Origin of the sequence: Mycolicibacterium hodleri, from assembly GCF_025822245.1 — a bacterium.
GTDB lineage: Bacteria > Actinomycetota > Actinomycetes > Mycobacteriales > Mycobacteriaceae > Mycobacterium > Mycobacterium hodleri.
In genome coordinates this window covers 81,723-99,620 of the sequence record NZ_JACKTL010000070.1, presented here as the reverse complement: position 1 = coordinate 99,620, position 17,898 = coordinate 81,723, and the positions used below count along the sequence as shown (strand labels likewise).

The following is a 17,898-nucleotide window of genomic DNA, read 5'->3' as shown; positions in this document are numbered from 1 at the left end:
GGTTGTAGCGTCACTTGAGACCCGTCACCACGATGGAGCCGACGATCTGGCGGCCGAATGCCACGAACAACACGATCAGCGGGACGATGGCCACCGTCGTCGCGGCCATCACCAGCGTCCACTGGGCGTCGTAGCGGGATTGCAGGCCCGCGGTCGCCACGGTCAGCACCTGCCATGTCGGCCCGCTCGTGATGACCAGCGGCCACATGAAGTTGTTCCACTGCGACACCGCGGTGATCAGCGCGAGGGTCACCAGAATCGGCCGGCTCGCGGGCAGCACCACGTGCACGATGACGTCGAGGGTGGTGGCGCCGTCCATCCTGGCGGCGCGGATCAGGTCGGTGGGAATCGTCCGGAAGTACTCCCGCAACAGGAAGATCGCGTACGGCGAGCCGAACATGAACGGCAACACCAAGGCCCAGAACGTGTTTCGCAGGCCAATCTCGGCCATCATCAGGTACAGCGGCACCACGGTCACGGTGGCGGGCACCATCAGCGTCGCCACGTAGACCCAGAACAACGCGTCGCGGCCGGGGAACTCCATCCGCGCGAAGGCGTAGGCGGCGAACACGGAGAAGGTCAGTTGGCCGAGGAGGACGACGGCGGTCGTCAGCGCCGTCACCACGATCGCCCGGCCGAAGCCGGCGTCGGCCAGCCCGAGGTAGTTCGCCAACGTGGGGGGCGAGGGCACCGACAACGGCGACTGGGTGTTGAACTGGCGGGCCGAGGTGAACGACGTCAGCAGGCCGAGCCCGAACGGGAGCAGGGTGACCACCGCCAGGATGGCGAGCGCCGCGTAGATCGCCGCGTTCCTAGACCAGGTCATAGCTGATCCTGCGGCGGAAGTAGACGTGCTGCACGAGCGTCACGCCGAGCAGCAGCACGAACAGCACCACCGCCATCACCGCCGCCCGGCCGACGGCCGCCGCGCCGAACGCCTCGGCGTAGATGCGGTGTGCGACCAGATCGGTGCGGCCCTGCGGTCCGCCGCCGGTCAAGGCGTACACGGTGTCGAAAACCTGCGCCGCGCTGACGATTCCGGTGACGAGCACGAAGAACAGCGTCGGCCGCAACATCGGCAGGGTGACGTAGCGGAACCGCTGCCAGGAGGTGGCCCCGTCGGTGCGTGCGGCGTTGTGAATGTCGCGGGGAATGGCGAGAATGCCGGCGAGGAAGAACAGCGTCACGTACCCGACGTTGGTCCACACCGTGACGGCCGAGACGACGGGCAGCGCCAGCGTGGGATCGGTCAACCACTCGACGGGACGACCGAGGACGGTGCCGACCGCGCCGTCGGTGGGGGCGAGGATCCACTTCCACAGCACCGCGATCGCCAGCGGGGAGCAGATCCACGGCAGCACGTAGAGGGTGCGGAAGAAACCACTGCCCGGGAGGTTCCTGGCCAACAGGGTCGCCGCGAACAGCCCGAGCACCGTCTGCAGCGGAACCACCAGCAGGATGAAGGCCGCGGTGGCGAGCATCGAGGTGCCGAACGTCGCGTCGGTGAGCACCGACCGCCAATTGCCCAGGCCCACATAGCGGATGGGGCCCAGCAGGTCCCAGCTGTGCAGGCTCAACCACAGGACGACGAAGATCGGCAGCAGCAGGAAGGTCACCACGCCGAACAGGCTGGGTGCGAGCAGCGCGTAACCCGTGACGGCGTTGCGAAACCGCTGGCGACCCACGGCGTCATTATGTGCCACTACGGTGGAGACGTGACAGCGCGCAGACGTGTCGATGCCGACTTCCTCGAGCTGCCGCGTCGCCAGCTCGCCGACGCAGCACTGTCGGCGGCGACGGCGGCCGGCGCAAGCTACGCAGACCTGCGGATTCACCGCATCACCACCGAGATCGTGCAGCTGCGCGACGGGGAGCTGGAGACCTCGGTCATCAGTCGGCAGGTCGGGCTCGCGGTCCGGGTCATCGTCGACGGCACGTGGGGCTTCGCCTCGCACGCTGAGCTGGATCCGACCGTCGCGGCCGAGACCGCACGTCGGGCGGTCCGCGTCGCCGCCACCCTGGCCCCCCTGAACGCCGAACGCATCGAGCTGGCCCCGGAGCCGGTGTACTCCGACGTGACGTGGGTGTCGGACTACCTCGTCGACCCGTTCGACGTTCCGGCCGCCGACAAGATCGCGGTGCTCGACGAGTACTCGGGCCGCTTGCTCGCCGCCGACGGCGTCGACCACGTGTCCGCCACCCTGCACGCCGTCAAGGAGCAGACGTTCTACGCCGACACGTTCGGCTCGTCGACCACCCAGCAGCGGGTCCGGGTGCAGCCGACCTTCGACGCGGTGGCGGTCGACGCCGCGGCGGGCTCGTTCGAGACCATGCGCACGTTGGCGCCACCGACCGCGCGGGGCTGGGAGTACGTCGCGGGCGACGACGTCTGGGACTGGTCGGGTGAGCTCGCCGAGCTGCCGTCGCTGCTGGCCGAGAAGACCAAGGCGCCCTCGGTGGTGGCCGGGCCGACGGATCTGGTGATCGACCCGACCAACCTGTGGCTCACCATCCACGAGTCGATCGGCCACGCCACCGAGTACGACAGGGCCATCGGCTACGAGGCCGCGTACGCCGGCACGTCCTTTGCCACCCCCGACAAGCTGGGCGTCATGCGCTACGGCTCCCCGGTGATGAACGTGACGGCCGATCGGACCGTCGACTTCGGTTTGGCGACCACGGGTTTCGACGACGAGGGGGTGCGCGCCCAGAAGTGGGACCTGGTGCGCGACGGGGTGTTCGTCGGCTACCAACTCGACCGGGTGTTCGCACCTCGCCTTGGCGAAGCCAGGTCCAACGGCTGCTCGTACGCCGACTCGCCGCATCACGTGCCGATTCAGCGGATGGCCAACGTGTCGTTGCAACCGGCGCAGGAGGACACGACCACCGAGGACCTGATCGCCAAGGTCGAGGACGGCGTGTACGTCGTCGGTGACAAGTCGTGGTCGATCGACATGCAGCGCTACAACTTTCAGTTCACCGGCCAACGGTTCTTCCGAATCCGCGACGGACGCCTCGACGGCCAGCTCCGCGACGTCGCGTACCAGGCCGTCACCACGGACTTCTGGGGGGCCATGGAGGCGGTCGGCGGCCCGTCGACGTGGCGGCTCGGCGGGGCGTTCAACTGCGGCAAGGCCCAACCCGGCCAGGTGGCCGCCGTCAGCCACGGGTGCCCGTCGGCGCTGTTTCGGGGGATCAACGTGTTGAACACGCGAGAAGAATCAGGACGGCAGGAATGATCAGCGCATCCGACGTGGCCGGTCTCGTCCTCGCCGAGGCCAGCCGTCGTGGCGGAGCCGACGAGACGATCGTCGTCGTCACCGACCGGGCGACGGCCTCGCTGCGGTGGGCGGGCAACTCCATGACCACCAACGGTGAAACGCGCAGCCGCGACACCACGGTCATTTCCGTTGTGCGGCAAGGCAATGGCGCCCACGTGGGGTCGGTGAAGTCCAGTGAGGTCGACGCGTCGGCGATCCCCGGTCTGGTCGCCGCCTCGCAGGACGCCGCACGCTCGGCGCCGGAGGCCCGCGACGGTGCGCCAATCCTGTCCGGGGAGGACGTGCCCGACGACTGGGACGCACCGGTGCCCGAGACCGCCACCGACGTCTTCGCCGGCGTGGCCAAGAGTCTGGCCAAGGGGTTCCGCGGGGCCGACCAGCTGTACGGCTTCGCGCGCCACGAGCTGGACACGACGTTCGTCGCGACGTCGACGGGCTTGCGGCGACGCTTCACCCAGCCGACCGGCTCGGTGGAAGTCAACGCCAAGCGCAGCGGGTCCAGCGCGTGGGTCGGCGTGGGTACGCCCGACTTCGTCGATGTGCCAACGGATTCCATGCTCGAGGAGCTGTCGACCCGGCTGGGCTGGGCCAACCGCACCGTGGAGCTGCCCGCGGGTCGCTACGAGACCTTGATGCCGCCGTCGACGGTGGCGGACATGATGATCTACCTCTCCTGGACCATGGACGGTCGTGGTGCGCAGGAGGGTCGCACCGCCCTGTCGGCGCCGGGCGGGACCCGGGTGGGGGAGAAGCTGGGCGAGCTGGGGCTGACGCTGTACTCCGATCCGGCGGCGGCAGGTCTGGAGTGTGCGCCGTTCGTGGCGGCGACCAGTTCCTCTGAGCGGATGTCGGTCTTCGACAACGGGCTCGACGTGGAACGGGTCGACTGGATCAGGGACGGGACGATCAACGCGCTGGCCTACCCGCGGGCGGCGGCCGCGGAGTTCGGCGTCCCGGTGGCGATCCCCGCGGACAACCTACTGATGACGGGCGGGTGGGCAAGCCTGTCGGACATGATCCGCCGCACCGAGCGTGGACTCTTGCTGACCACGCTGTGGTACATCCGCGAGGTCGACCCCACGGTGCTGCTGCTGACGGGTCTGACCCGCGACGGCGTGTACCTCGTCGAAGACGGCCAGGTGACCGGCGCGGTGAACAACTTCCGCTTCAACGAGAGCCCGCTGGACTTGCTGCGCCGGGCCACCGAGGCCGGCGTCAGCGAAGTCACCCTGCCCCGCGAATGGGGGGACTGGGCGACCCGGGCGAAGATGCCGTCGCTGCGCATTCCCGACTTCCACATGTCCTCGGTGAGTCAGGCGCAATAATCACCGGCATGGACGACGACCGGCTGTACGGACTGCTGACCAGGCTGATGGCGCTCTCACCGGAGGCCGTGGCCGGCCGCAACGCGCTGGTGCGGGCGGTGTGTGCGGGCGCCACGTCGTTGCCGCCGCTCCCGGCGGAGCGTGAGGCCGACGACGAGCCACTGCTCGCCGCGTTCGCCGAGCAGTTTGCCGTCGACGTGTCGGTGATCAGTGCCGAGCAACGCTCGGCTTACCTGTCGTCGTTGGGCGACAAGGCCTTTCAGGTGGTCGCGCTGATCTTCGTCGCCGACTTCGTGCCGCGTGTGCGGGCAGGCCTGGCCGCGCTGGGCTTCGCGCCCGTAGTCGAGCCGGTGGTGTGGGACCGCGACTCCGATCCGCTGGACCTGCTGCTCAACCAGTTCGTCCCCACCGTGGGCGCCCTGCGCGCGCTGGACCCCGTCACCTCCGAGGTGGTGCGGCTACGCGGCGCCGTCGCGCACGACTGCCGGCTCTGCAAGTCGCTTCGTGAAGGCGCGGCGCTCGACGCGGGCGGGACGGAGTCGCTGTACTCCGACATCGAGCAGTACGAGTCGTCCAGTCTGCTGACCGCGCGGCACAAGGCTGCGCTTCGCTACATGGACGCGTTGATCTGGACGCCGTCGTCGATCGAGGCCGACGTGGCGGCCGGGGTGCGGGAACACTTCTCCGACGCCGAGGCCTTGGAGCTGACGCTCGACGTCATGCGCAACGCGGCCAACAAGATCGCCGTCGCGCTCGGGGCGGACGCGGCGCGCGTCGAGGAGGGCACCGAGCGGTACCTCCTCGGCATGGACGGTCAACCGGTCTACAGCTGACGGTTCGGGTTTGCTCGCGGCGCAATGGGACATACTGGCCGACATGAGCATGAACTCCTCCGGCCTGCCCAGGGCGGTCGTGCCGAGCACCTTCGACGTCGAGGCGCCCTCCTACGACCGACTGGTCGGCGCGAACCCGGGATATCACGAGCACCTGAGGATGTCCGCGCGTCGGATGCGAATTCCCAACGGGGGCAGGGGGCTTCGGCTGCTCGACGCCGGTTGTGGAACCGGTGCGTCGACCGCAGCGTTGCTCGACGCCGCCCCGGAGGCCGAGATCGTCGCCGTCGACGCGTCGGCGGGCATGCTGGCCCAGGCCGCGGCGAAGTCGTGGCCGGCGACGGTGACCTTCGTGCACACCCCCATCGAGGACTTGGCCGCCGCCGGCGTGGACGGGCCGTTCGACGGGATCCTCGCGGCCTACCTGCTGCGCAACCTGGCCGATTCGGACGCCCAACTGCGGCGATTCCGCACCCTGCTGCGGCCGGGGGCGACGCTGGCGCTGCACGAGTACTCGGTGGCCGACTCGAAGCTGGCGACCGCGGTCTGGAACGCGGTGTGCACGGGCATCATCATTCCGATGGGTTGGTATCGCACCAGGGACGCCACGCTGTATCGCCACCTGCGGCGCAGCGTCGCGACCTTCGACGGGGCGGCGGCGCTGCGGAAGCGCCTGATTGCCGCCGGTTTCGCCTCTGCCGTCAGCGAGACGGTGCCCGGATGGCAGCGCGACATCGTCCACACCTTCCTGGCCGACGCGCCCCGCTGAACCCCGCTCCCGCATTCTCGGCCGGAAAGGGCCGTGCAATCATGGGTGCCGCGCGCGAGCGCGAGGGGGCGATAGCTCAGTTGGTTAGAGCCGCGGACTCATAATCCGTTGGTCCTGGGTTCAAGTCCCAGTCGCCCTACGTCAGAGGCTGTTTTTCAAGATCGAAAATCTCGAGTCGACGTTTATTCGTCGTTTATGGCCCGGTCGAGCAGGTCGGCGACCTCGATATGGCTCCTACCTCGGGCCATGTACCTGTCCTGTGTCATGGACACGTTCGTGTGGAGCATTGCCCTGCATCAAACGCTCTAGAGAGTGTCTCGCGCCGGTCCCTGCCGTACCGCCCGCTTCTGACGCCCGCATCGCCTCGCTTGCGCGGTATTGTTCGGCTTCTGCTTCGTCGGCGAACTCGAGCAGGTTGCCGGCAATCTCGGCCAAGGCGATTTTGACCTCACCTGGCGTGGCATAGAAGTACTCGCGTCTCAGATTTATCCGGTTGACGCGCTGTGGTGCAAACGTATGGTGCAACCGAGTTTCGACGCCCACTGCGTCATCGGAGAAGAATAGGGCATGGACATCAAAGCCGAATGGGACGGAGGCGTCGCCCAATTCACGCACCCGGTCCATCGGCTCGAGTCGGCGTGTCATTCCGATCTTGACGATGCCAGGTCCAAAGGAACCGACGTTGCTGATGATGTAGACGTACCCGGCGCGAATGTTGGCGGTGCGGTAGTCGTTGTCTGCGATCCGACCGTCTATTTCGTCGATCTTGGCCTGCAACCCGTACCGTTCGTCGTCGCGTCCGGTTCCGGCCAGGGCCTCGAGGACGGCCGCGTAGTGGGCGCGTTCCTTCTCGAGGCGTTCCCTCTCGGCTCGCAGTTCCTTCTCTGCACGCTGTTCTTCGCGGAGTCGGGCGCGCTCCTCCCGGGCGGTCTCGCGTTCCTCTTGAACCTTCATTTGGTAATCGGCAGTCAAGGCGAGTTCTCGGAGACGCAGAGCGTGATACTTTTCGCTGATGTGCATCTCCATCATCGATGCGTAGCGTGCTATCGATGATGCGGCGCCCGTCAGGCGCTTTTCAGCCGCCGCCAGATTGCCCGCTTTCACGTACCTAACGCAGTTCTCAGCCTCTGCGTTGTAGGCGCGCAACATGAGCTTGGCGAGGTCCGCAGTCATCTTGCGGCCCTTGGCAAGTGAGTTGTCGAACGTGAACCTCGTAGACACCTCGATGGCTCGACCCTCGGCAATGTGCTGCCGGATGCTCGCCTTGATCGAATCGAGCGCTTCTTGATACGCCACGGCATTCTCGAGCGGGTGGCGGTAGGTGTATACACCTACGTCATGTAAAGCCTCGACGTCTCGCTCGAGCATCTCGATTCGTTCGAGTGCCTCGTCGTATTTGTCCCGAAGTTCGCGGTTTTCACGGACGAGATCGACGGGTTCGGGTCGTATCGGGTCAGTCATCGAATGCCACGCGCTGTGCTGATTGGCTTCAGTGCGAAGGCATTCTTTGAGACCGCGGCGTGCATTAGTTCCAGCGTTTGCGACGGGTCGACGTTGCGCAGGTCGTATCGGATGAATTCGTGACGGTCGGCAGCGGCGGCTACGAATGGGAAGGTGTCGGCGAGACCCGTTGCTGGGTTGCTGGTTTCAGCCTGTACCGTCAGCGAGATTGTCTTGATCCGACCCTCTCGGTCCCCTTCGAAGACCTCATGGAAGGTCCTTATCGCCACGGCGGCAACGGCGCCGTTGTAACGGTCTTTCTGTTCCTTCTGGGTGCACGCTGTTTCCCGAATCTCGTCAGACGCTGGCACATATTTGAAAGCCTTGATCTTCGGTACCGCCGACGGAGGCGGAACGATGACGGCCGCCGTGAGCTCCCCAAGCTCGGGATCAAACTCGTACTCGAAGTCCACCTGGAAGATCTCGGGATAGGCGGAGTTGCTGAGTATCAGCCCTACGTACTGAACGAGGGCGTCAGCGTCGCCGGACTGGAAGGCTTTTTTGAACGTGTCCAGGCCCGCGTTGGTCTGAGCTACCTGACGTTCGCGCTCATCGCATTCGCGCCGGTATTTGGCCAAGGCCGTAGTAAGCATTTCGCCACGATGCTTCTCTGCGGCAGCATGCTGCTTGAGCAGCTCTGCATTTTTCGCGGGCAGCACACGCTGGACATAGTGAGACCACGCTTGGTGTTCCGCTTGCCACGCGGCATGTGCGGCAGACGTTGCTTCCGCGTGTGCCTTCTTACCGAAGACTTTCGCCATGCCCGTTGGCGGAGGCGGCGGAACGAACGCTGGCTCGGCGGGGGGCTTCTCGAGCCGAGGCTGGGGAGTCGGCTTCTTCAGGTCCTCGCGGGGGAACGGTGGATGGCTCGCGGTCTGTTTCAATGCATCGATGTCCACGTAGTCATCGACGGCGAGAGTGGCAGCGAGAATGGAATCAACCTCTTCGAACGCTTCGAGGGCCTGTGCCGTCAGGGACTCAGCATATTCACGTTGCGCCCGTTGGTGGGCTTTCAAGGCCTCTGTTCGCGCCACGTTCTGCGCGTGAGTTGCTGCGCGGTCCGCGGCGGCGACGGCGCGCTCGTACTCCCGCTGAGCTCGGTCTGCCTCACGAACGGCGCGGTCGTGCGCTTGCAGAGCCGCGGCGTGCTCTCTCCGCTGACGCTGCTCCGCCATCCGTTGTTGGTGCTGCAATTCTGCAAAGAATCCCCGCCGTCTCCCCACGATTCCGGATGCTACCTACGGAGAATCTCGATCACGGCAAACTCAGAAAAGTGATTCGACCGTACTCGGCAGGCGATTCCCCCAACCGTGGTCTCAAGTGGCGAGCCGGCACGCTGACTTGTGTGCTCGCCGCGGGTCGCATTGCTCGTCAGCGGCGCGTAACCGGCTTCTGTGGCGAAGGCGTCCCAAGCTCTGTGGCCGCGCGGGTGAGTGGAAAGAGCAAGTTGGATCAATCATCGGCAGTCGGCCACCGCACGTTCCGAGTGGGCGGCAGGAGGGCCGGTGTTCCCCGTGTCAGGTTGCGGGGCCTGCTGCGGCGACGGCCCTTTTGGCGGCCTCGACGAGATGTGATGCTGCGCGGTTCATCTTCTTGCGTTCGGCCGCCGACAGCGACTGGTGCGTGTAGGCCGCCTTGTTCTTCAAGCCGAGCAACGCGATCAAATGCTTTTCGGATCCCTTGTCCGCCTTACTGAGAAGGCTGGCGGCTTCATTATGGCTCCCGCTGGACGAGTGGATCCCGAGCCGGACGCAACAGAGGACATCGGAGGCGGCAATGCCGGCGTCAACGAACAAATCGCCTGCCGCGTTGGGCTTGTCTTCTTCCAAAGACTCCGCTGCATCCAAGAACTCGATAGCCTTGGACAGCCGCCCCGCCGTGACAGCTGAATTGCACTCACGCGTGGCAGCCATCAAACAACCCTTTCTCTCGAACCCTTACTAATCGGCCGGAGCTGCGTGCTGAGCCACGCCCGTGTACCGGCCACCGTCAAGCCTTCTCGCGCCACGTCAGAGAGCAGTGGCTCTCCGGCCGCGGCTGCCTCGCCAATCTCATTCTCGGTGTACTCGACCACGCGGCCGTCGTTACCCGTCCACGCGGTGACCAAGCGTCCAAGTTCCGTTACCCGTTGATCCCACGTGTCCGGATCCTCGTTTTCACTTTGGTCTTCGGGGTCGGAGGCGCGTACCAAGAGAAGGTCGATGTCGCTGTCCAGGGTCATCCGGCCTGTCGCGGCTGATCCGAACACCGCCGCGTACTTCAGGGCATCGCCCCACCCCTCTAGATGCCGTTCGAGACGGTTCAAGAATGTCGTCGTGATCCGCGACAACGCAATGATTGGCTCGGCCGCGAGATGCTCGGTGTTGAGTTGATAGGTGTTGGTCCTTCCGACCTGATCGTGGAGGACGACACCCTGGGCGGTGAGTCGGGTGAGGACCTTGCGGATGCCTTCGCCTGATGCGGTGGTGAGGATGCGCTGGATCTGGGCGATCGTGAAGGCCACGTCGCTGTTTGCCAGCACGGCCAGGACGTCGCCGTCCAACGTCGGCGTCACGGTGGCGAACGGCCGGTTCAATTGCATCGCCGAAACCTCCCTCGGTTCCAACTAAAGTTGGAGTATCGCAACTATAGTTGCATTGGCTGTCAGCGCGCGCCAACCGGTCGTCGCGTCTCGCGCACCCTGTCGCAGGCGCGAGCCAGCACGACCCGCTACCAGTAGGAACGGCCCCCGGAGATCCTCTCCGGCGCCGTTTCATGCTGTTCGGGTACATGGCGGACTCATGGCAGTCGTCTTCTCTATCCCGTTGGGCCATGCACGATCGGCTGTCGGTCGTCAGATGCAGAATGTGTGCCATGACAGGGTGCATCGAGTTCCGCGACGACGACAGCGGCTACCTGGCGTGGCTCGCTGCAAATCAACAGGGCCACGTGATCAACATTGCGCGCAGTCACAACACGAGCCAAGCGCGCTTGCACGCGGCCAGCTGCCGGACTATCGGCAATCGCACTCCCATGGGGAGCAGTTGGACCGGACCTTACGTGAAGGTCTGCGCCGAGTTTCGAGCCGACGTCGAGCAGTGGGCGGTCGAGACGGTGGGACAGTCGATCGACCCGTGCGGTACATGCTGCCCCAGTGGCGTTGGGGCCCGGTCAGCTGCAACCAGACCCGCCGAGTCGCCGCTTAGGGCTCAGGTCATGACGGCACGCTACGAGATTCACGGACCGACCGAGAGCACTCCTGTGGTCGAGGCATGGGCTGACGACTACATCCGTTTCGAGCTGGGGCCGCAGTGGCAGAAGGACCTACGAAACGAGATTAGGGCCCGATGCAGTGAGCTCAACCCGTCATCTGAGCAGGTCCTGCACGCGACCTTCTTCGGGGCTAAGGCTTCCAATGCCGACGTCGAGAACCTCATGCTCTACAACATCGGCTCGTTCAAAGGCGCCGGGCGCAACGGAATCCGCTTCGAACACGGCCAGGGGGTGCCATCCGCTCGGTCTGGTGGCACCTATCCAATCTCCTACCGCTATGCGCTTGCTCAGTGCTCGGGCACTTTCGATCACTGGCGGTCGACCCGAACGCTCGCCTCGTTCGACTGGATCGATCTCGGCGAGTTCGCAGGCGAGAAGAAGCTGTCACAGGTCTGGCTCGCCCTGTCGCGCGGGCAAATTGATTTGGCCGATCGGGCATGTCCACAGGATGCTCCGTTCGCCGTCGAGATTGACTTGAGGCCGCCGGTCGGCCGCGAACCGATTATGGGAAACCTGGTGAAGGGTGTCTTCGACGGCGTGATTAGTGCGTTCCAGGCGCACACTGACACGTCGGTTTTGCCTGACGCGGCAGCACGAGTCGCTTCCCTGATTTCGGCGGAGCCAGCCGAGATCGAGAACCACTTGCTCGATCAACGCCGTGCCGTTCTCGGAGTCTCGCCCCGCCTCGTATCGCCCTACCGCGACGGCGTCAAGTGGGACCCCGCCGACCATCGATGTGTCGCCGGCGAATTGCTTGCCACAGAGCCTGTGGGTCCGCGTTGGGCGATAAGAGGCAGAGTCGTCGAAGTCGATCGCTAACAATGGGAATGTTCAGTTTTCGCGGCTTCGACGGCAACCCCTGATACGCCAGCCAGCACGACAGACGCTCTCAGGCGGTCGACGCTTATTCGGCGGATATGTCCAAGATTCGGCAGGAATCGCTCGGAATCGCTAGTGCTGAAATTGCGTCCAAATCTGTTGTGTAGCAATGGGTAACGAGGACCATCCGGACCATCCGGACCGTCCAAGGACCGCAGATCGTAAATCCGTTGGTCCTGGGTTCAAGTCCCAGTCGCCCTACCAGGACTCCGTGCCTAGCCGGTCGCAGTTGAGGAAGGATCACGGGGTCTCCGCCGAGCAGTAGACCGTGTCGCGGACTTCAACCGTCACCCCCGCCGGCCGGCTCTCTCGGCGAACACATCCAGCGCGGCGAGCACTTCGGGTGCGCGCCACGCACGGTTGCGTGCCCGGTCGGTGAACTCGACCAGGATCCCGGCTTCAGTCGGCCGACCGAGATAGCGGCGTGGGTGGTCCGTCGGAATACCCAGTTCTTCGCGGACGAGCACGGCGTTGACGACCGGGCGCCGGGTGAGCAGGTCGGCGACCTTCCACACCGACGAGTCGGCGCGCGCGGTGATCGTCTCGGTCCAGCTCGCCCGAAGCTCCCGCAGTTCGGCGACCAGTTGCCGGCCGTTGGCGGTCGCCCGAGCGCTCGCTTCGGCGAACCGCTCGACGATGGGCGTGGCGTCCCCTCGCGGTATGCGGTGAGCGCGACGACGTATCCGTCGGTGTCGGCGAGTAGCCCCGCGGAGACTGGCACCGTGACGTTTCGTGTGAGGCCCTTGTTGCGCAACATGGCCCGCACCAGGGCGCGGCCGGTGCGACCGTTGCCGTCGGTGAACGGGTGGATGGTCTCGAATTGTGCGTGGGCCACGGCAATCTGGGCGAGTAGGGGGACGTCGTCGCGCGCGACGAAGGTCATCAGGTCGTCGACGGCGGGGGGCACGCGAGTGTGACCGGGCGGACGAATTGTGCCGACAGTGGACTGTTGCCACCGCCGATCCAGACCTGCTCGGTTCGCCATTGACCCGGGGTGTGGCGCTGCTGACCTCCCATCAGGGCGGCGTGCATCGCCTCAATGGCTGCGGCGTCGACGGTGTCCGACGGCGCGATCGCCGCGGTAATGGCAGCGGTGTTGGCGACGACGAGTTCGGCGTTCGTCTTTCCCTTCGCGCCGGGTAGTTTCGCTTCGGCGATCGACTGGGGGATCGCCACCTGGTAGGGACCGCCTCGGCGGGATCGTGAGTACTGGCTCTCGGAACTCGGCGTCCAGCGCAACGTCTCGTAGGTGAGCGGGCCAACCGTCGCCATGGTGTCAGTGATGGCGACACTTAGCTGCGTAGTGTCGCCATCGAAGCGAACAGGCGGCGGTTGCGCGGGGTGAAGGGTTCGTGACCCTCCTGCGTGAGGGCGTCTGGTTGACTCTGGCCATGCGTTCGAGGCGATGTGTGACGGGGCTGTCGGTGCTGCTGGTGGTGGCGTTCTCGGTTCTGCCGATGGCCCCGGCTCGCGCCGACGTGCCGACCTGGTCGGGGCTCGACGCGCGCGCGTTCGCCGGCCCGATACCTCCGCAGGGGACAACCATCGAGTCGGTGCCCTTGGAGCCCGCGCTGTCACTCAGCGGCGCCGGCCCGGCCTACCGCGTCCTGTACTCCACGGTCGACCAGCACGGCCAACCCGCGGTCAGCACCGGCGCGGTGTTCCTGCCGCCCGGCCCGGCACCCGAGGGCGGGTTCCCGGTCGTCGCATGGGCGCACGGCACCGTCGGCCTCGGCGACGACTGCACCCCGTCGGCGCTGCCGCGTACCCCGCGCGACGACGAGTATCTCTCGCACTGGCTGGGCGAAGGCTACGCCGTCGTCGCCAGCGACTACGCCGGCTTGGGAACGCCGGGCCTGATGAGCTACCTCAACAGCGTGACCACCGCCCACGGCGTCGTGGACTCCGTGATCGCCGCCCACGACATGGGACTGCCGCTGTCGCCGCGATGGGCCATCGTCGGGCAGTCCCAAGGCGGCGGCGCCGCCGTCAGCAGCGCGCGCTGGGCCACCGAATTCAGCCGGGGCACCGGGCTGGACTACCGGGGCGTGGTGGCGACCGGCACCCCCGCCAACATCGACAAGCTCGTCTACCAGACCGGCCCGGACTTCCAGGTGCCCGAGTTGGGGCCGATCGCCAACGCCTACACCGCCTACATCCTTGCCGCGCTACGCGAGGCGCGGCCCGACCTCGGCGTCGACGGCGTGCTCAGTCCTGCCGGACGCGACGCTGCCGACCGTGCCGAAACCGTCTGCGCCCTACCACTTTCCGAGGAACTCTCCGATCTGACGCCGGCCGCCTTCTTCACCGCACCGCTGAACTCGATACCCGGTATGGCCGATGCGCTGGATGCGTTCATGGGGACGCCGTCCACCGGCTTCGACCGCCCCATCTTCCTCGGCGTAGGCCTCCTCGACCGTGACGTGCCACCAGAGTCGACCCTGGCGTTCTATCACCAGCTCGTCGCCAACAATCAGAACGTCACCCTGCACGTCTACCCCGACGAAGACCACAGCGGCACCGTCCTCGCATCGATGGTCGACTCGACGCCGTTCCTGCGCGACGTCTTCGCCTCCGGCGAATGAGTGCGCGCCGCGTCACCTATTCGCCGTGGAGCAACGCCGCGCATCCGCTGTAATCCCGCGAACGTGTCGGTGCACGACCGACGTCAGGTGCTCCACGGTCGCGGGACAACAGGTCGGCCACGGTCTCGCGTCGCACGAGTTCACGCACGTGACCATCGGCGACGGAGACGACAGGTGGCCGGCCTACGGAGTTGTAGGTCGAGGCCATGCTGTGGTTGTAGGCCCCGGTGCAGGCGAACGCCAAGAGGTCACCCGGACGCAGGTCGGCCGGCAACAGCACGTCGCGCGCCAACTCGTCGCCGGCCTCGCAATGGCGGCCCACGACCGTCACCGGCGCGACAGGACTGGTCGAATGCCGATTTGCCAGCGCGACAGTGTGATTCGCGCCGTACAGCGCCACCCGCGGGTTGTCGCTCATCCCACCGTCGACCGCGACGAACGTCCGGCCACCGGGCCGACTCTTCAGCGTCTGGACGCGGTACACGGTGACCCCGGCGCGGGCACTGATCGCCCGGCCCGGCTCGACCACGAGGTTCGGGCGCGGGAAGTCTTCGGCCGCACAGGCCTCGGCCAGCGCCCGGGCAACCGTCACCGACAGGGCCCGCAGGTCGAGCTCGGGCTCACCCGCCAGGTATGGCACCCCGTGGCCGCCGCCAATGTTCAGCTCGCCCAACGTCATACCGTGGCGGGCGCGGATCTCTGCCATCGCCGGCACCAGCCGGTGGATGGCTCGGCCGTAGAGCGTCGGGTCGGCGATCTGCGACCCCAGGTGACAGTGCAGACCCACCAAGGTCACCAGTCGGTGCTGCGAAATCCGGTCGACCGCGTCGCCGAACTCCCCGTCGTCCAAGGTGAAACCGAACTTTTGGTCGGCCACCCCGGTGTTGACCGCGCGGTGGCCGTGGACGTCGATGTCGGGTGTCACCCGCAACAGCACGCGTTGTGGCCGGCGCACGACGCCCGCGAGGTGGGAGATCTCGGTCAGGGAGTCGACGACGACCGTGCCCACCCCTGCGGTCACGGCGTCGCTCAGCTCGTCGACTGTCTTTGCGTTGCCGTGCATCACGATCCGTGCCGGGTCGGTCCCGGCGGCCAGCGCAATCGCCAATTCCCCGGCCGAACACACGTCGAGGCCCAAGCCTTCCTCGGCCGCCCACCGCGCCACCGTCGTGGTCAAGAGCGACTTTCCGGCATACACCACGCGAAATCCTCGCAATGCCGACTGGTAGTGCCGGATTCGGCCGCGGAAGTCGGCCTCGTCGATGACGTAGGACGGGGTGCCGAATTCGTCGGCGATGGACGTCAGCGGTATGCCGCCGACGCAGAGCCGTCCGGCGGAATCCACCGCACTGCTTGACGGCCACACCGCCCGATCAGGGTGGGCGAGACGCATCGGGGGCAGGTGATCGAGAAGTGTCATTGCTCGAGGATGCCTGCGACGCAACCCATTGGACCCGACCTTGACGATCCTCATATGGCCGCAGGTCGATTCCTAACGCCCGACCACCGAGACGCGCCGTCGACGGTTTGGCGCACCGCGAGGTGCGGCGCGTCAACACCTCGTCAAAGTTCATTACCCGTGCGTATGGAGATCGTCAGGGAATGGTTTTGCCGCGCTGGTCGGGCGTAGTAGTTGACTGACGCCGCAGAACGCGGCCCAGCCAGGAGCGTGTCCTGTGACCATCTTCGCGTTGTTTCATCCCGCACTCGACGACGTCGCGTCACCAGCAGGTGGCTTTCTGGCGGACCGAACCACGAAACCCGTCACCGCGCAGGACGTACTTCGCCGCTACCGACAGTATCGCGCTGTGTTTCCGCGAACGGGCATCACCGTTGCCGCGCAGGCACTTCGCCTACCGGCGGTTGCCGAGGCGGTGAAGAAGCGGGGACACTCGGTCGACGCACGCTCCTGTGAAGAACTGGTGCTCGCCCTGGCCACAGGAATCCCGGCACAGCGCATCGTGATGCACGACGACGGGATCACCGCCGCACCGATCCGGCGTGCGGTCAACGCCGGCGTCGGACGCCTCGTCCTGACGTGTTGCCGACAGGTGGGCGTTCTGGAGGCGTGCGTCGGTCGACCCCCGCGGGTGATGCTCGACGTCACCACCGATTGCGTCGACGACGCCGTCGATGCGGTACTAGCCCGGCCCCGAATCGATCTCATCGGCTTTCAGGCCCGGCTGAGGCGTGACGCGTGCCGCTCCGCGTATGCCGAGACGGCCGTCGAGATGATCTCCCGGATGGCGCACGTTCGCCGCGAGCGCGGAGTCATCCTCACCCGGATCAGTATGTCCGGCGGTGCGATCCTGTCCGACAGGACGACTGCGCCATGCGTTCTGCGTGAATTGGCTGCGGAGCTCGACGACGCGTTCGACGACGCCTGCGCCCGGTACCACTTTCCGCGCCCCGCGTTGACGCTCGCGCCGCGATAGCGCACCGCAACCAACCTTCGCCGATCTGAGGACCTCCATGTCAAACCTGTTCGAGCTCTTGCAGATGATGGCCCTGCCAGCCTCCGTCCTCCTGGTATGCCGCTACCTCAACCGTCGTGCCGATGGAGCAGCCCGGACACGTCGGCGTCCGTCCGCAGGACGACCGAACGTCGAGGTCGTGAATGCCGGCACACCGGGGCGGATCAACATCCCGTAAGGATTCGTGCGGGTGACGTCAGAGGTACGTATGGACTCGATACGACGGGCCACATTCGGCGTAGACCTGAATCATGACACTTGCGCTTGACACTGCGGACGACACACCCCGAATACACACCTCCATTCAGCTCGTGCGGCACGTCATCTCCGGCGCTGGTTACGGAGTTCCCACCGCCGCGTTGAGCGACCGCAGCCTGGCCGCATGGGTGCGCACCCATGGCGTCACGGTGACCGCGCAGGGTGACGACGAACTGGACCTGTTGCAGTACAGCGGCATTCGTCCCACACAGGTCGTCTTTCGATGCGGCCCGGACGTTGGCCCCATTCGCAGAGCAGTGAACCTCGGGGTCTTTCGGTTCATCGTGCGTACGCCCCCGCAGATCGCACGACTGGGCGAGTGTGCCCAGCGGACGAAGTACATCTACCTCGACGAACAGTCGCCCTTGGTGATCGCCGATCGCCGATTGAAGGTGATCGGCTTGCACGCTGACGTCGACGACTCCGCCGGCACGGTGGAGTGGGCGGCCGCAGCGGAACGACTGCTGTGCCGTTCGGCGCTCATGAAGACGTGCGGGTCGCCGATCAAGCGAATGATGCTCAGCGGCGGATCGACCGATGTCTGGTTGAACGACCAGGCGCCGCAACTGGAGTCGATCGTCCACGCCGTCGACGATGCCCTGCGCGAGGGGTGCCAGCGGTGGCAACTCGAGCGACCCGCCGTCACCTTGGCCCCGTTGATCGCGACGGTGAGCCCGGCCACGCGGGACGCGCGCCGCATGCGTCGGCACGGACTGATGGTGGCCGGCTGATCAGCACAGTC

The 17,898-nt window shown here is 66.2% G+C and carries 17 protein-coding genes, 1 tRNA gene and 1 pseudogene; 9 read left to right on the top strand and 10 right to left on the bottom strand.

Going from position 1 to position 17,898, the window contains the following annotated elements; all coding sequences use genetic code 11:
• Positions 1 to 10: 10 nt before the first annotated feature.
• Positions 11 to 826, bottom strand: coding sequence for a carbohydrate ABC transporter permease (locus H7J06_RS29475; protein ID WP_264043112.1), 816 nt, complete (start codon positions 824 to 826; stop codon positions 11 to 13).
• The gene (locus H7J06_RS29470; RefSeq protein ID WP_264043110.1) at positions 813 to 1,685 is read right to left on the bottom strand and encodes a carbohydrate ABC transporter permease; all 873 of its coding nucleotides are present in this window, start codon (positions 1,683 to 1,685) and stop codon (positions 813 to 815) included. The genes H7J06_RS29475 and H7J06_RS29470 overlap by 14 nt, the downstream gene beginning before the upstream one ends.
• Before the next feature lie 30 nt (positions 1,686 to 1,715).
• Between H7J06_RS29470 and H7J06_RS29465 the strand changes: the two genes are divergently transcribed.
• The 5 genes from H7J06_RS29465 (at position 1,716) to H7J06_RS29445 (ending at position 6,347) form a co-directional block, all read left to right on the top strand.
• The gene (locus tag H7J06_RS29465) at positions 1,716 to 3,239 is read left to right on the top strand and encodes a TldD/PmbA family protein (protein ID WP_264043109.1); all 1,524 of its coding nucleotides are present in this window, start codon (positions 1,716 to 1,718) and stop codon (positions 3,237 to 3,239) included.
• Positions 3,236 to 4,606, top strand: coding sequence for a TldD/PmbA family protein (locus H7J06_RS29460; protein WP_264043108.1), 1,371 nt, complete (start codon positions 3,236 to 3,238; stop codon positions 4,604 to 4,606). The genes H7J06_RS29465 and H7J06_RS29460 overlap by 4 nt, the downstream gene beginning before the upstream one ends.
• A gap of 8 nt (positions 4,607 to 4,614) precedes the next feature.
• Complete coding sequence (locus tag H7J06_RS29455; protein WP_264043107.1) at positions 4,615 to 5,439, top strand: carboxymuconolactone decarboxylase family protein; 825 nt, start codon at positions 4,615 to 4,617, stop codon at positions 5,437 to 5,439.
• Positions 5,440 to 5,482: 43 nt separating this feature from the next.
• Positions 5,483 to 6,208 carry a class I SAM-dependent methyltransferase gene (locus H7J06_RS29450; protein WP_264043106.1) on the top strand — a complete coding sequence of 242 codons (726 nt, stop codon included), beginning with the start codon at positions 5,483 to 5,485 and terminating at the stop codon, positions 6,206 to 6,208.
• Between the two features lie 65 nt (positions 6,209 to 6,273).
• Positions 6,274 to 6,347, top strand: a tRNA-Ile gene (locus H7J06_RS29445).
• A gap of 95 nt (positions 6,348 to 6,442) precedes the next feature.
• Here the strand turns inward: H7J06_RS29445 and H7J06_RS29440 are convergent.
• From H7J06_RS29440 to H7J06_RS29425, 4 genes are all read right to left on the bottom strand, one after another.
• Positions 6,443 to 7,669 carry an SNIPE associated domain-containing protein gene (locus tag H7J06_RS29440; RefSeq protein ID WP_264043105.1) on the bottom strand — a complete coding sequence of 409 codons (1,227 nt, stop codon included), beginning with the start codon at positions 7,667 to 7,669 and terminating at the stop codon, positions 6,443 to 6,445.
• Positions 7,666 to 8,883, bottom strand: a complete 1,218-nt coding sequence (locus H7J06_RS29435; RefSeq protein ID WP_264043103.1) for a hypothetical protein — start codon at positions 8,881 to 8,883, stop codon at positions 7,666 to 7,668. Before H7J06_RS29435 ends, H7J06_RS29440 begins: the two co-directional genes overlap by 4 nt.
• A gap of 342 nt (positions 8,884 to 9,225) precedes the next feature.
• Positions 9,226 to 9,621 (bottom strand): hypothetical protein, encoded by a 396-nt coding sequence (locus H7J06_RS29430; protein WP_264043101.1) that lies wholly within the window; start codon positions 9,619 to 9,621, stop codon positions 9,226 to 9,228.
• Positions 9,621 to 10,289 carry a nucleotidyltransferase domain-containing protein gene (locus H7J06_RS29425; RefSeq protein WP_264043098.1) on the bottom strand — a complete coding sequence of 223 codons (669 nt, stop codon included), beginning with the start codon at positions 10,287 to 10,289 and terminating at the stop codon, positions 9,621 to 9,623. The genes H7J06_RS29430 and H7J06_RS29425 overlap by 1 nt, the downstream gene beginning before the upstream one ends.
• 614 nt (positions 10,290 to 10,903) lie before the next feature.
• On the opposite strand from H7J06_RS29425, the gene H7J06_RS29420 reads away from it, so the two are divergent.
• The gene (locus H7J06_RS29420; protein WP_264043096.1) at positions 10,904 to 11,779 is read left to right on the top strand and encodes a hypothetical protein; all 876 of its coding nucleotides are present in this window, start codon (positions 10,904 to 10,906) and stop codon (positions 11,777 to 11,779) included.
• 347 nt (positions 11,780 to 12,126) lie between these two features.
• Here the strand turns inward: H7J06_RS29420 and H7J06_RS32510 are convergent, their stop codons facing one another.
• From H7J06_RS32510 to H7J06_RS29405, 3 genes and pseudogenes are all read right to left on the bottom strand, one after another.
• On the bottom strand, positions 12,127 to 12,354 hold the full coding sequence (locus H7J06_RS32510; RefSeq protein WP_264043142.1) for a hypothetical protein: 228 nt from the start codon (positions 12,352 to 12,354) through the stop codon (positions 12,127 to 12,129).
• Between the two features lie 296 nt (positions 12,355 to 12,650).
• A pseudogene (locus H7J06_RS32505) lies at positions 12,651 to 12,722 on the bottom strand (hypothetical protein); the annotation flags it as partial.
• Complete coding sequence (locus H7J06_RS29405; RefSeq protein WP_264043094.1) at positions 12,722 to 13,111, bottom strand: hypothetical protein; 390 nt, start codon at positions 13,109 to 13,111, stop codon at positions 12,722 to 12,724. The pseudogene H7J06_RS32505 and the gene H7J06_RS29405, both read right to left, overlap by 1 nt.
• Before the next feature lie 185 nt (positions 13,112 to 13,296).
• On the opposite strand from H7J06_RS29405, the gene H7J06_RS29400 reads away from it, so the two are divergent.
• Positions 13,297 to 14,424 (top strand): alpha/beta hydrolase family protein, encoded by a 1,128-nt coding sequence (locus H7J06_RS29400; RefSeq protein ID WP_264043140.1) that lies wholly within the window; start codon positions 13,297 to 13,299, stop codon positions 14,422 to 14,424.
• A gap of 16 nt (positions 14,425 to 14,440) precedes the next feature.
• On the opposite strand, the gene lysA is transcribed toward H7J06_RS29400, so the two are convergent.
• A complete protein-coding gene (gene lysA, locus H7J06_RS29395; protein ID WP_443678425.1) occupies positions 14,441 to 15,844 on the bottom strand; it encodes a diaminopimelate decarboxylase in 1,404 nt (467 codons plus the stop codon).
• A 256-nt stretch (positions 15,845 to 16,100) separates the two neighbouring features.
• Between lysA and H7J06_RS29390 the strand changes: the two genes are divergently transcribed.
• The gene (locus tag H7J06_RS29390; protein ID WP_264043092.1) at positions 16,101 to 16,859 is read left to right on the top strand and encodes a type III PLP-dependent enzyme domain-containing protein; all 759 of its coding nucleotides are present in this window, start codon (positions 16,101 to 16,103) and stop codon (positions 16,857 to 16,859) included.
• A gap of 290 nt (positions 16,860 to 17,149) precedes the next feature.
• Entirely contained in the window at positions 17,150 to 17,887 is a 738-nt protein-coding gene (locus tag H7J06_RS29385; RefSeq protein WP_264043090.1) for a type III PLP-dependent enzyme domain-containing protein, read from the top strand.
• Positions 17,888 to 17,898: the final 11 nt, after the last annotated feature.

Excerpts from the sequence above, each read along its gene's own strand:
- H7J06_RS29475 (WP_264043112.1), bottom strand. The coding sequence starts at position 826 with ATGACCTGGTCTAGGAACGCGGCGATCTACGCGGCGCTCGCCATCCTG.
- H7J06_RS29460 (WP_264043108.1), top strand. The coding sequence starts at position 3,236 with ATGATCAGCGCATCCGACGTGGCCGGTCTCGTCCTCGCCGAGGCCAGC.
- H7J06_RS29455 (WP_264043107.1), top strand. The coding sequence starts at position 4,615 with ATGGACGACGACCGGCTGTACGGACTGCTGACCAGGCTGATGGCGCTC.
- H7J06_RS29450 (WP_264043106.1), top strand. The coding sequence starts at position 5,483 with ATGAGCATGAACTCCTCCGGCCTGCCCAGGGCGGTCGTGCCGAGCACC.
- H7J06_RS29440 (WP_264043105.1), bottom strand. The coding sequence starts at position 7,669 with ATGACTGACCCGATACGACCCGAACCCGTCGATCTCGTCCGTGAAAAC.
- H7J06_RS29435 (WP_264043103.1), bottom strand. The coding sequence starts at position 8,883 with ATGGCGGAGCAGCGTCAGCGGAGAGAGCACGCCGCGGCTCTGCAAGCG.
- H7J06_RS29430 (WP_264043101.1), bottom strand. The coding sequence starts at position 9,621 with ATGGCTGCCACGCGTGAGTGCAATTCAGCTGTCACGGCGGGGCGGCTG.
- H7J06_RS29425 (WP_264043098.1), bottom strand. The coding sequence starts at position 10,289 with ATGCAATTGAACCGGCCGTTCGCCACCGTGACGCCGACGTTGGACGGC.
- H7J06_RS29420 (WP_264043096.1), top strand. The coding sequence starts at position 10,904 with ATGACGGCACGCTACGAGATTCACGGACCGACCGAGAGCACTCCTGTG.
- H7J06_RS29405 (WP_264043094.1), bottom strand. The coding sequence starts at position 13,111 with ATGGCGACGGTTGGCCCGCTCACCTACGAGACGTTGCGCTGGACGCCG.
- H7J06_RS29400 (WP_264043140.1), top strand. The coding sequence starts at position 13,297 with ATGGCCCCGGCTCGCGCCGACGTGCCGACCTGGTCGGGGCTCGACGCG.
- lysA (WP_443678425.1), bottom strand. The coding sequence starts at position 15,844 with ATGACACTTCTCGATCACCTGCCCCCGATGCGTCTCGCCCACCCTGAT.
- H7J06_RS29385 (WP_264043090.1), top strand. The coding sequence starts at position 17,150 with ATGACACTTGCGCTTGACACTGCGGACGACACACCCCGAATACACACC.